This is a genomic window from Actibacterium naphthalenivorans, assembly GCF_014196965.1.
Lineage (GTDB): Bacteria > Pseudomonadota > Alphaproteobacteria > Rhodobacterales > Rhodobacteraceae > Actibacterium_A > Actibacterium_A naphthalenivorans.
The window spans coordinates 849119-861081 of record NZ_JACIEQ010000001.1 but is presented as its reverse complement, the minus strand read 5'-3'; the positions used below and the strand labels follow the sequence as shown (position 1 = coordinate 861081).

14 protein-coding genes are annotated in these 11963 nt (G+C 64.3%); 8 read left to right on the top strand and 6 right to left on the bottom strand.

Annotation, left to right across the window (positions count from 1 at the left end):
* Positions 1-2: 2 nt before the first annotated feature.
* Positions 3-770 (bottom strand): hydroxyacylglutathione hydrolase, encoded by a 768-nt coding sequence (gloB, locus tag GGR17_RS04245; protein ID WP_054537960.1) that lies wholly within the window; start codon positions 768-770, stop codon positions 3-5.
* Between the two features lie 62 nt (positions 771-832).
* Between gloB and GGR17_RS04240 the strand changes: the two genes are divergently transcribed.
* The 7 genes from GGR17_RS04240 to GGR17_RS04210 all read left to right on the top strand — a co-directional run bounded on the left by GGR17_RS04240 (position 833) and on the right by GGR17_RS04210 (position 7174).
* Entirely contained in the window at positions 833-1579 is a 747-nt protein-coding gene (locus GGR17_RS04240) for a methyltransferase domain-containing protein (RefSeq protein WP_037204957.1), read from the top strand.
* Between the two features lie 260 nt (positions 1580-1839).
* On the top strand, positions 1840-2400 hold the full coding sequence (locus GGR17_RS04235; protein ID WP_037204960.1) for a F0F1 ATP synthase subunit delta: 561 nt from the start codon (positions 1840-1842) through the stop codon (positions 2398-2400).
* Positions 2401-3939, top strand: a complete 1539-nt coding sequence (gene atpA / locus GGR17_RS04230; RefSeq protein ID WP_054537961.1) for a F0F1 ATP synthase subunit alpha — start codon at positions 2401-2403, stop codon at positions 3937-3939.
* 22 nt (positions 3940-3961) lie between these two features.
* Positions 3962-4837, top strand: a complete 876-nt coding sequence (locus GGR17_RS04225) for a F0F1 ATP synthase subunit gamma (protein WP_054537962.1) — start codon at positions 3962-3964, stop codon at positions 4835-4837.
* A gap of 18 nt (positions 4838-4855) precedes the next feature.
* Complete coding sequence (gene atpD / locus GGR17_RS04220) at positions 4856-6280, top strand: F0F1 ATP synthase subunit beta (RefSeq protein WP_054537963.1); 1425 nt, start codon at positions 4856-4858, stop codon at positions 6278-6280.
* A gap of 11 nt (positions 6281-6291) precedes the next feature.
* Positions 6292-6711: a F0F1 ATP synthase subunit epsilon gene (locus GGR17_RS04215; protein ID WP_037204970.1), complete on the top strand. Its 420-nt coding sequence runs from the start codon at positions 6292-6294 to the stop codon at positions 6709-6711.
* A 112-nt stretch (positions 6712-6823) separates the two neighbouring features.
* Positions 6824-7174: an H-type lectin domain-containing protein gene (locus tag GGR17_RS04210; protein WP_054537964.1), complete on the top strand. Its 351-nt coding sequence runs from the start codon at positions 6824-6826 to the stop codon at positions 7172-7174.
* Between the two features lie 7 nt (positions 7175-7181).
* Here the strand turns inward: GGR17_RS04210 and GGR17_RS04205 are convergent, their stop codons facing one another.
* A complete protein-coding gene (locus GGR17_RS04205; RefSeq protein ID WP_037204974.1) occupies positions 7182-8204 on the bottom strand; it encodes a ribose-phosphate pyrophosphokinase in 1023 nt (340 codons plus the stop codon).
* Between the two features lie 105 nt (positions 8205-8309).
* On the opposite strand from GGR17_RS04205, the gene GGR17_RS04200 reads away from it, so the two are divergent.
* A complete protein-coding gene (locus GGR17_RS04200) occupies positions 8310-8909 on the top strand; it encodes a 2-hydroxychromene-2-carboxylate isomerase (RefSeq protein WP_054537965.1) in 600 nt (199 codons plus the stop codon).
* A 10-nt stretch (positions 8910-8919) separates the two neighbouring features.
* On the opposite strand, the gene GGR17_RS04195 is transcribed toward GGR17_RS04200, so the two are convergent.
* Genes GGR17_RS04195 through GGR17_RS04180 form a run of 4 tightly spaced genes read right to left on the bottom strand, consistent with a single transcriptional unit; the run spans position 8920 to position 11898 of the window.
* Entirely contained in the window at positions 8920-9972 is a 1053-nt protein-coding gene (locus GGR17_RS04195) for a threonine aldolase family protein (RefSeq protein ID WP_054537966.1), read from the bottom strand.
* Between the two features lies 1 nt (position 9973).
* Positions 9974-10444 carry a YcgN family cysteine cluster protein gene (locus tag GGR17_RS04190; RefSeq protein WP_037204982.1) on the bottom strand — a complete coding sequence of 157 codons (471 nt, stop codon included), beginning with the start codon at positions 10442-10444 and terminating at the stop codon, positions 9974-9976.
* Positions 10445-10483: 39 nt separating this feature from the next.
* Complete coding sequence (locus tag GGR17_RS04185; protein ID WP_054537967.1) at positions 10484-11422, bottom strand: bifunctional riboflavin kinase/FAD synthetase; 939 nt, start codon at positions 11420-11422, stop codon at positions 10484-10486.
* 32 nt (positions 11423-11454) lie between these two features.
* On the bottom strand, positions 11455-11898 hold the full coding sequence (locus GGR17_RS04180) for a MaoC family dehydratase (RefSeq protein ID WP_037204987.1): 444 nt from the start codon (positions 11896-11898) through the stop codon (positions 11455-11457).
* Positions 11899-11963: the final 65 nt, after the last annotated feature.

The following is an 11963-nucleotide window of genomic DNA, read 5'->3' as shown; positions in this document are numbered from 1 at the left end:
GCTCAGAATTGATCTTTTCGCCGACGGATTTCAGCGAAAACCTCTGCGTCGGGGTGCCCCGCCAAACCGACGGCCTGTTTCATTTCCGGCAATCCGGCGCGCAGAAAGGGGTTGGTCGCGCGTTCGTCCGACAGGCGGGACGGGACGGTGGGTCTGCCGGCCGCGCGGGCCGATCCTATCGCCTGCGACCGTGAGATAAGCGCTGAATTGTCCGGTTCAATAGTCAGGGCGAAGCGGGCGTTGGCCGCCGTATATTCGTGGCCGGAATAAACCATGGTGTCGTCGGGCAGCGCCGCCAGGCGCGACAGGCTGGCCCACATCATGTCGGGCGTGCCTTCGAACACGCGGCCGCATCCCAGCGCCATCAGGCTGTCGGCGGTGAACACCGCGCCCGCGTCGGGGAAGTAGAAGGCGATGTGGCCGACGGTGTGGCCCGACACATCCAGCACCTCGGCCAGCTCGCCGCAAACGGTCAGGTTGTCGTCATCGCTCACGGCGAGGTCCAGCGGCGGCAGACGGTGCGCATCGGCCGCCGCGCCGATGACGCGGGCCCCGGTTTCGGCGCGCAGTTCGGTCACGCCCTGGATGTGGTCGGCGTGGTGGTGGGTGATCAGGATATCGGTCAGCCGCCAGCCCCGCGCCTTCAGCGCCTCCCGGATCGGCCCGGCCTCGGGCACGTCGACAACCGCGGTCTCCGCGGTTTCGGGATTGTGGAGCAGATAGGCGTAATTGTCGCTCAGGCAGGGCAGGGTGATGATCTCAAGAGGCATGGCATTCTGGCTCCGCTTGGCTATTCTGCCCTCAACTGTTGCCGATCCCGAGGCGGGCCGCAATGCACCTGGACGTGCTTGATCTGAGGAACTTCTACTACCGCACCAATCTGGGGCGCGTGGCGCAAAGGGCAATCCGTGATCAGGTGAAAACCCTGTGGCCCGAGGCAAAAGGGCAGACGGTGGTGGGCTTCGGCTTTGCCGCGCCGCTGTTGCGGCCCTATCTGCCCGAGGCGCGGCGGGTCGTGGCGCTGATGCCCGGCCAGCAGGGGGTGATGCCCTGGCCGGCGGGGGCCGCCAATGTTTCTGTCCTGTCCGAGGAAACCCGCTGGCCGCTGCCCAACGGGCTGGCCGACAAGCTGGTGCTGCTGCACGGGCTGGAAACCAGCGAGCATCCCTCGGCCCTGCTGGAGGAATGCGCGCGGGTGCTGGGGCCGGGCGGAAGGGCGCTGTTCATCGTGCCCAACCGGTCTGGCCTGTGGGCGCGGCGCGATGTGACGCCTTTCGGGTTCGGGCGCCCCTATTCGCTCGGCCAGCTTGAAGGGCAGCTCAAACAGCACGGGTTTCAGCCCGAATGCCACCGCGCCGCGCTCTACACCCCGCCGAGCCGCAAGCGGTTCTGGCTGAAATCGGCGCCGATGCTGGAAAAGGCCGGACGGCAGATCAGCGGCTATTTCGCCGGCGGTGTGTTGATGGTCGAGGCGTCCAAGCGGGTTTACCGGCCAACCGGCACCGGCGTGGAAGAGGGGGTGGCGCGGCCGATGCGGGTTCTGGAAGGGGTGACGCAGCCCGGCGCAGAGCCTGTCTGAGCGTCCGTCCGGCACGAATTTCGGGGAATCGCCGGGCCCTCATGTCGCGCCAGAAAGTCGCAGAGCGGAATGTTAGCGCCAAACCGTCACATTTGGTCCTCAGTGTGGTATCAGATCGGTGTTCATGACGGTTGCCGGGGGGGATATGCTCTGCTACACCCACGCCGATTTCGGAAGCGTACCCGACCGGGTGCGCAGCTAGAGCTGCCCCTTGTCGCGCCCTGCGGCAATCCGGGGCTACAGACATCGGAAGGGTGGACGTGTCCGAACCAGCTTCGATCTCGACAGGCATCGCCGCGCGCTATGCCACGGCCATTTTTGAACTGGCCAAGGAAGGTAGTCTTCTCCCCTCGCTTGAGAGCGATCTTGACGCAATCGAAGCGGCCATGGCCGAGAGTGCGGACTTCCGTTCGCTGATCGCCTCGCCGGTCTATTCGCGTGAGGAACAGGCCGGGGCGATTGCCGCGATTGCCACCGGTATGGGGCTTTCGCCCGTGGTGTCGAACGCGCTGCGCCTGATGGCGGCAAAGCGGCGGCTGTTCGTGCTGCCGCAGCTTGTGGCCACGCTGCGCGGCCTGATCGCCGAGGACAAGGGCGAGATCACCGCCGATGTCACCGCCGCCAAGGCGCTGACACAGGCGCAACAGGACAAGCTTGCCGCGTCGCTGAAAACCAGCACCGGCAAGGATGTGAAAATCAATATGGCTGTGGATGACTCGCTCATCGGCGGCCTTATCGTCAAGGTGGGCTCGAAGATGATCGACACCTCGATCCGCTCCCGGCTCGCGGCACTCCAGAACACCATGAAAGAGGTCGGATAAATGGGTATCCAAGCAGCTGAGATCTCTGCGATCCTCAAGGAGCAGATCAAGAACTTCGGTCAGGAAGCCGAAGTTGCCGAAGTGGGCCGCGTGCTCTCTGTCGGTGACGGTATTGCGCGGGTCCACGGCCTCGACAACGTCCAGGCGGGCGAGATGGTCGAGTTTCCGGGCGGCATCCGCGGCATGGCGCTGAACCTCGAGATCGACAATGTCGGCGTCGTGATCTTCGGCTCCGACCGTGACATCAAGGAAGGCGACACCGTCAAGCGGACCAACGCCATCGTGGACGTGCCCGCCGGCGAGGCGCTGCTGGGCCGCGTTGTCGATGGTCTGGGCAACCCGATCGACGGCAAGGGCCCGATCGCGGCCACCGAGCGCCGCATCGCGGACGTCAAGGCGCCGGGCATCATCCCGCGCAAATCGGTGCATGAGCCGATGGCGACCGGTCTGAAATCGGTCGACGCCATGATCCCCGTCGGCCGTGGCCAGCGCGAGCTGATCATCGGCGACCGTCAGACCGGCAAGACCGCGATCGCGCTCGACACCATCCTGAACCAGAAATCCTACAACGATGCCGCCGGCGACGACGAGAGCAAGAAGCTCTACTGTGTCTATGTCGCGATCGGCCAGAAGCGTTCGACCGTGGCACAGCTGGTGAAGAAGCTGGAAGAGACCGGCGCGATCGACTATTCGATCGTCGTGGCCGCCACCGCATCCGACCCCGCGCCGATGCAGTTCCTGGCGCCCTACGCCGCCACCGCGATGGCCGAATATTTCCGCGATAGCGGCCGCCACGCCCTGATCGTCTATGATGACCTGTCCAAACAGGCCGTTGCCTACCGCCAGATGTCGCTGCTGCTGCGCCGCCCGCCGGGGCGTGAAGCCTATCCGGGCGACGTGTTCTATCTGCACTCCCGCCTGCTGGAGCGTTCGGCCAAGCTGAGCGAGGATCACGGCGCCGGCTCGCTGACCGCGCTGCCGATCATCGAAACCCAGGGCGGCGACGTGTCGGCCTTTATCCCGACCAACGTGATCTCGATCACCGACGGTCAGATCTTCCTGGAAACCGAGCTGTTCTATCAGGGCATCCGCCCGGCCGTGAACACCGGTCTGTCGGTGTCGCGGGTTGGCTCAAGCGCGCAGACGAACGCGATGAAATCGGTGGCCGGCCCGGTCAAGCTGGAACTGGCGCAGTACCGCGAGATGGCGGCCTTCGCGCAGTTCGGTTCCGACCTCGACGCCTCGACCCAGAAGCTGCTGAACCGCGGTGCGCGCCTGACCGAGTTGATGAAACAGCCGCAATACGCGCCCCTGACCAACGCCGAGATCGTCTGCGTGATCTATGCGGGCACCAAGGGCTATCTGGACAGCATCCCGGTGAAGGACGTCGGCCGTTTCGAAGCCGGCCTGCTGGCGCATCTGCGTCAGAAAAACGCCGACCTGCTGGCCGATGTCACCAACAACGACCGCAAGGTCAAAGGTGAGCTGGAAGACAAAATCAAAGCTGCGCTTGACGATTTCGCAAACGATTTTGCCTGAGCGGGCCTGAGGGAGAGGACATATGCCAAACCTTAAGGACCTCAAGAACCGGATCGCGAGTGTCAAGTCGACACGCAAGATCACGAAGGCCATGCAGATGGTCGCGGCGGCCAAACTCCGCCGTGCCCAGGATGCTGCCGAAAGCGCACGGCCCTATGCCGAGCGCATGAATGCGGTGATGGGTGGCCTTGCGGCCTCGGTCGCTGGCTCGGAGAGCGCGCCAAAGCTGCTTTCGGGCACCGGCAAGGAAGATGTCCACCTGCTGATCGTCATGACGGCGGAGCGCGGGCTGTGCGGGGGCTTCAACTCCAGCATCGTGCGTGCGGCGCGGGTCAAGGCGCAGGCGCTGCTGGCTGCGGGCAAGACCGTCAAGATCCTGACCGTCGGCAAGAAGGGCCGCGAGCAGCTTAAGCGCGAATACGAAGCGTATTTCGTGGGCCATGTGGACATGGGCGAGGTGAAACGCCTTGGCTATTCCACGGCGCAGGATATCGCAAAGGGCGTGCTGGCCCGGTTCGATGCCGGCGAATTCGACGTGGCGACGATTTTCTACAGCAGGTTCCAGTCGGTGATCAGCCAGATCCCGACGACGCAGCAGATCATCCCCGCCACCTTCGCCCAAACCGAAGCCGAAGGCGCAAGCATCCTTTACGACTATGAACCGTCGGAAGAGGGGATTCTGGAAGACCTGCTGCCGCGTGGTGTGGCGACGCAGATCTTCGCCGCCCTGCTGGAAAACGCCGCCTCGGAACAGGGCGCCCGGATGAGCGCGATGGACAACGCCACGCGCAATGCCGGCGAAATGATCGACAAGCTGACCATCGAATTCAACCGCTCGCGTCAGGCTGTCATCACCAACGAGCTTATCGAAATTATCTCGGGCGCCGAGGCGCTCTAAAGGAACCGGAGAAACGACATGGCAAACGCAAAAGGCAAAGTGACCCAGGTCATTGGCGCCGTTGTGGACGTGCAGTTCGAAGATCAGCTGCCGGAAATTCTGAACGCGCTGACCACTGACAACAACGGCCGCAAACTGGTTCTGGAAGTTGCGCAGCACCTTGGTGAAAACACCGTTCGCACCATCGCGATGGATGCGACCGAAGGGCTGGTGCGCGGCGCCGCGGTGGAAGACACCGGCGCGCCGATCTCGGTGCCGGTCGGGGATGCAACGCTGGGCCGCATCCTGAACGTGATCGGCGAACCGATCGACGAGAAGGGCCCCGTGGTCGCGTCTGAAACCCGCGCCATCCACCAGCCCGCCCCCGAGTTCTCCGAGCAGGCGACGACCTCGGAAATCCTGGTGACCGGCATCAAGGTCATCGACCTTCTGGCGCCCTATTCCAAAGGCGGCAAGATCGGCCTGTTCGGCGGCGCCGGCGTGGGCAAGACCGTTCTGATCATGGAGCTGATCAACAACATCGCCAAGGTGCACTCCGGCTACTCCGTGTTCGCCGGTGTGGGCGAGCGGACCCGCGAAGGGAACGACCTGTACCACGAGATGATCGAATCCAACGTCATCAAGCCTGACAACCTGTCGGAAAGCCAGGTGGCCCTGGTTTACGGCCAGATGAACGAGCCTCCGGGGGCGCGTGCCCGTGTTGCGCTGACCGGCCTGACCCTGGCCGAGCAGTTCCGCGACCAGTCCGGCACCGACGTTCTGTTCTTCGTCGACAACATCTTCCGTTTCACCCAGGCGGGCTCCGAGGTTTCGGCGCTTCTGGGCCGTATCCCCTCGGCCGTGGGCTATCAGCCGACGCTGGCCACCGACATGGGCGCGATGCAGGAACGCATCACCTCGACCAAGCAGGGCTCGATCACCTCGATCCAGGCCGTGTACGTTCCCGCCGATGACCTTACCGACCCGGCGCCGGCCACCACCTTCGCCCACCTCGACGCGACGACGGTTCTGAGCCGCGCGATCTCCGAGCTTGGTATCTACCCGGCGGTTGACCCGCTCGATTCCTCGTCGCGGATCCTTGATCCGGCGGTTGTCGGGGAAGAGCACTATCAGGTTGCCCGTGACGTTCAGGGTATCCTTCAGCGCTACAAGTCGCTGCAGGACATCATCGCCATTCTCGGCATGGACGAACTGAGCGAAGAGGACAAGCTGACCGTGACCCGCGCCCGGAAAATCCAGCGCTTCCTGTCGCAGCCGTTCGACGTGGCCAAGGTGTTCACCGGCGCCGATGGCAAGCAGGTTCCGCTGGAAGACACGATCACGTCGTTCAAGGCGGTTGTCGCGGGCGAATATGATCACCTGCCCGAGGCTGCCTTCTACATGGTTGGCGGCATCGACGAAGTGATCGCCAAAGCCGAGAAAATGGCGGCTGACGCTGCCTAAAGGGGGCCGTTATGGCTGATACGATGCAATTCGATCTGGTGTCGCCCGAGCGCAGGCTTGCCTCTGTTCAGGCCACCGAGATCCGGATCCCGGGCGCCGAGGGCGACCTGACGGCGATGCCGGACCACGCGCCGCTGATCACCACCCTGCGCCCCGGTGTGCTGGAGGTGATCACGCCCGCAGGCTCCACGACCTATGTCGTGACCGGCGGCTTCGCCGAGGTGACGGGCGAGGGCACGACGGTTCTGGCCGAACGCGCCCATCCGGTCGAGGAAGTGACCCAGGCGATGGTGGACGAGATGATCGCGGAAGCGCATGAGGCACACAAGGCCGCGCATCCCGACGTCGCCGACGTGACCGCCAAGCTGCTGTCCGACATGGTTGCCATGAGCGGCCATATCGGGCTGGACGCGAACGTTCCGAACTTCTGATCCTGGCGCAACGCGCTTTTCAATGGCCCCGCATGTCGGGGCCATTGCCATTTTTATATCGAATTCCTGCCGGTTTCCCGCGATAACGTCAGTTATCGGAACAGGATCGCCAATGCTCAGACTGGACAATCGAAATATCGGGGTCGATCAGGGCTCTATGATCCTGTTTTCCGATTTCGAACATGACGGCGTGATGTGGACAGGCACCGGGCCGCGGGCCACCACCGTCAAGGTTCGGTTTTCAAAGCCCTTCCGCGCGCCGCCGGTGGTGACCGTCGGCATGTCGATGTGGGACATGGATCAGAAGACGAACGCGCGGGCGGATATCTCGACCGGAGAGATCACCCGCGAGGGGTTCGAGATCGTGTTCAAGACATGGGGCGACACCCGTGTTGCGCGGGTGCGGGCAGACTGGCTCGCGATCGGCGAGCTGCCCCATGAGGATGACTGGGAGGTGTACTGAGCCGCGCTCAGAGGCCGACCGAATACATGCCTTCGTAGATCGGTGCCAGCGTCCCGTGTTCGAACAGGGACGAGACCGAGGTGCCGTGCCAGATGTTCATGATCGCCTGCGCGAACATCGGCGCGGTGGGCACGATGCGGATGTTCTTGGTGGCGAGAACCGCATCGGTGGGCTGGATCGAATCCGTGATGACGAGGTTCTTCATCTTGGAGTTCCTGATCCGCTCGACAGCCGGGCCCGACAGCACGCCATGGGTGATATAGGAGTGGACCTCTTTCGCGCCCTTCTCGATCAGAACCTCGGCGGCCTTGCACAGGGTGCCGGCGGTGTCGCAGATGTCATCGACGATGATGCAGGTCTTGCCCGTCACATCGCCGATCACGGTCATCTCCGCAACCTCGCCGGGCTTTTCCCGGCGCTTGTCGACGATCGACAGGGGCGCGTTGATGCGCTGCGCCAGTTCGCGGGCGCGGGCCACGCCGCCGACATCGGGCGAGACGATCATCAGATCACCCATGCGGCCCTTGAAATGGTGCTGGATGTCCAGCGCGAAGACGGGCGAGGCGTAGAGGTTATCCACGGGAATGTCGAAGAACCCCTGAATCTGCGCGGCGTGCAGATCCATGGTCAGAATGCGCTCGATCCCCGCTTCGGTCAGCAGGTTCGCCACCAGCTTGGCCGAGATCGGCGTACGGGCCTTTGTGCGGCGGTCCTGGCGGGCATAGCCGAAATAGGGGATCACGGCGGTGATACGGGCCGCCGACGACCGGCGCAGCGCGTCCGAGATGATCAGCAGCTCCATCAGGTTGTCATTGGCCGGGTTCGATGTGGGCTGGATGATGAACATGTCCTCGCCCCGGACGTTTTCATAAACCTCGACGAAGATTTCCTGATCATTGAAGCGTTCGACGCGGGCGTCGACCAGCCCGACGTTCACGCCGCGATGCATCGACATGCGGCGGGCTATGGCGGCGGCCAACGGGCGGTTGGCGTTGCCGGAAATCAGTTTCGGTTCGGTGACAGAGGGCATGGCAGGGTCCTTGGGCGCAGCGTCCTGATGACAGAATCGTGACGTTGACACCGCTTACCACCCGGATACGGTCTTGCAAACCGGATGCGGCAGGGAGGGCGCAGAATGGCTGACATTGATTACTTCTTTTCCACACTATCCCCGTTCACCTATCTGGCCGGCGCGCGGCTGGAGGAGATCGCGGGGCGGCACGGGGCCGGCATCAGCTATCGTCCGCTGGATATCATGGCACTGTTCGCGCGCACCGGGGGCACGGCGCCGGCGCAACGCCACGAAAGCCGCCAGAGCTACCGGCTGGAAGAACTGGCCCGGCTGAGCGCGAAGAACGGTCTGCCGCTCCATCTGCGGCCCGCGCATTTTCCGACCAACGCGGCACCCTCCTCTTATGCGATCATCGCGGCGCGGATGGCGGGCGGTGGCGATCTGGGCGGGCTGGTGCAAAGTGTTCTGCGGGCCTGCTGGGCCGAGGAAAAAGACATCGCAGAGGATGCGGTGGTGCGCGCCTGTCTGGAAGGGGCGGGGTTCGACCCGGCGCTGGCCGACAGGGGCCTGTTGCAGGGCGCGGAAACCTATGCCGCCAATCTGGAAGAGGCGGTCAAGCGCGGCGTGTTCGGGTCGCCCTTCTACGTCACCGGCGACGGGGCGCGGTTCTGGGGGCAGGACCGGCTGGAGGATCTGGACCGGCATCTGGCCGCCTTGGGCTAGGCGCCGGGGGCTATTGCCCGATCACATCCAGAAAGGCGTCTACATCCGCGTCGGTGGTGCACCACGAGCACACCAGCCGGGCCGAGAGCGGCGTGTCATCCGGCCCGTCGAGCGACTGGTTCCCCGGCCACAGGTAATATGCGGCCCCCGCGTCATGCGCCCGGCGATGGACGGCGCGCGGCCAGGCTGCGAAAACCGCGTTGGCCTGCGCCGGGTGGACAAGTGATGCCACATCCAGCGAAAGAATGCCCCGCGACAGGCGCGCGGCGGCGGCATTGGCGCGTGTGGCCAGCTTGAGCCACAGGTCGTCCTCCAGATAAGCCAGCATCTGCGCCGACAGGTAGCGATGCTTGGAAAACAGATGTGCGCCGCGTTTGCGCCGCAGCTCGAATTCCCAGGCGCGGGCCGGATCGAACAGCACCACGGCCTCGACCCCCATCAGCCCGTTCTTGGTGCCGCCGAAGGACAGCACATCGACACCCGCCTTCCACGTCATTTCGGCGGGGGTACAGCCGGCGGTGATCAGAGCATTGGCAAAGCGCGCGCCATCCATATGCACCGGCACGTCATGCGCCTTGGCGATATCGCAGATCGCGCGCACCTCGGCCGGGGTATAGACCGTGCCGTTCTCGGTGGCGTTGGTCAGAGACACGGCGCCTTTCTGCACGTTGTGAACACCGGCGCGCGCGGCAAAGCCGATGGCCTGTTGCAGCGCCTCGGGCGACATCTTGGCATGGTCGCCGTCGATCAGCGTCAGCTTGGCGCCGCCGCTGAAGAACTCGGGCGCGGCGCATTCGTCTTCTTCGATATGGGCGTTGCGATGGCAGAACACCGTGGCCCAGGGCGGGCACAGGCAGGCCAGCGACAGCGCATTGGCGGCGGTGCCCGTGGCCACAAGGTAGACGGCGGCTTCGGGCGCCTCGAATATCTCGCGGATGCGGTCGCGGACGAGGCTCATCTCGGGGTCGTTGCCATAGGGCATGGAATAGCCGTGATTGGCTTTCAACAGCGCGTCCATCACCTGTGGCGGCACGGGCGAGGCGTTGTCAGAGGTGAAATGCATCCTACAGGTCCTCTTCGATTACGTAATCTTCCCAGTCTTCCACCGGCACGTCGAACTCGGGCACCGTCCATCCCCGGACGGAAACACCGGCGCGGTGCACGCTGTCCGGATCGCCCGAGATCAGCGGGTGCCAGTCGTAAAGCGGCTTGCCCTCGTAGATCAGGCGATAGGCGCAGGTGGACGGCATCCAGTAGGCGACCTTGGCGATGTTGCCGGGTTTCAGCACCACGCATTCGGGCACGATGGTCTTGCGCACCTCGTAATGCGCGCAGCGGCAGGTTTCGTCATCCAGAAGGCGGCAGGCGATGCGGGTGAACACCACCTCGCCGGTATCGGCATCCTCCAGCTTGTTCAGGCAGCATTTGCCGCAGCCGTCGCACAGCGCCTCCCACTCTTTCGGAGCGAGGTTCTTCAACGGGACACGTTCCCAGAACTCCGGGCGCAGGCCGTCGCGGTTGATCGGGTCTTTCATCAGGCGGAGCCTAGCGTTTGGAGGCGGAAAGGAAAGGGGTCAGGTGCCAGCCAGAACGGCGCGGGCCTTTTCGCAGTCCACGGCCATCTGCGCGATCAGCGCGTCGAGGCTGTCGAACTTCGCTTCGGGCCGCAGATACTCGACCAGCGCGACGGAAAGGTGCGTTCCGTACAGTTGGCCGCTGAAATCGAACAAAAAGCTTTCGCAGTTCGGAATGTTTTCGCCGAATGTCGGGCGAACCCCGATCGAAGCGGCGCCGTCATAGGTGCCGGCATGGGGGCCGGATAGCACATCCACCTTCACCGCATAGATGCCGAAGCGCGGCGGGTGCAGCCCCGAGATTGCCATGTTGGCGGTTGGAAAGCCAAGGTCGCGCCCGCGCTTGTCGCCGTGCAGAACCTCGCCCTCGATCCGGTGCCAGTGGCCCAGCATCGCGGCCGCGTCGCGGGGCCTGCCGTCGCTCAGCGCGGTGCGGATGGCGCTGGAAGAGACAGCGCCCGTCTGCCATTCCAGAATCTGCGCAAGCGTCACGCCGAACCCCATTTCGGCACCCATCCGCACCAGATCCTGCGCGGTGCCCTCGCGGCCGCGGCCGAACCGGAAATCCTGGCCCACCACCACATGCGACAGGCCGAGGCCATCGGCGATCACCTCGCGCGCGAATGCCTCGGCGGTGAGGGCGGCCAGCGCGGCGTCGAAGGGCAGTTGGTAAAGGTGATCCACGCCCAGCTTGGCCAGCCGGTTGGATTTGGACTCGGCATTCATCAGGCGGAAGGGCGGGGCGTCGGGGGCGAAATACTCCCTCGGGTGCGGCTCGAAGGTCAGGATGCCCAGCGGCGCCCCGGTCTGCGCGGCCTGCCGGCGAGCGATGTCGATGACGGCCTGGTGGCCCAGATGCACCCCGTCGAAATTGCCGATCGCGGCAGATGCGCCGCGATCTTCGGGGGGCAGGCTGGTCCAGTGGGTGAAGGTCTTCATCGGTCCCCGGTCACGCCGGAGAGCCGGCGCCGTCAGTCAAATTTGCGGCTTGGCGCCAAGACCAGCGCTTCGCCCTTCAGAACGATCGTATCGCCCACCGCGCAGTGACAATCAAGGGTCACGCGACGCTTGCCGTGATCGATCTTGCTGACCTCCACCTCGGCATAGACCACGTCGCCGGGCCGGACCGGGGCCATGAACTTCAACGACTGGCCGAGATAGACAGTGCCATGGCCGGGAAGCTGTTCGCCGATCACCGCGGAAATCAGGCTGGCGGTCAGCATGCCGTGGGCGATCCGGCCGTGGAACATGGTGTTTTCGGCATAGTCATCGTCAAGGTGGACCGGGTTGTGATCGGTCGATACCTCGGCGAACAGTTCGATGTCGCGGTCGGTGATCTCTTTGCGCAAATAGCGGCGCATGCCGATCTCCAGGTCTTCGATGCAAATTGTTCCGCGCGGCATGTTGTCCAACATCTCATCACTCCCGAGGCAGGGTTATGTTGCGATGCAGCATAGCGAAGGACCGCGCGCGGCTCAAT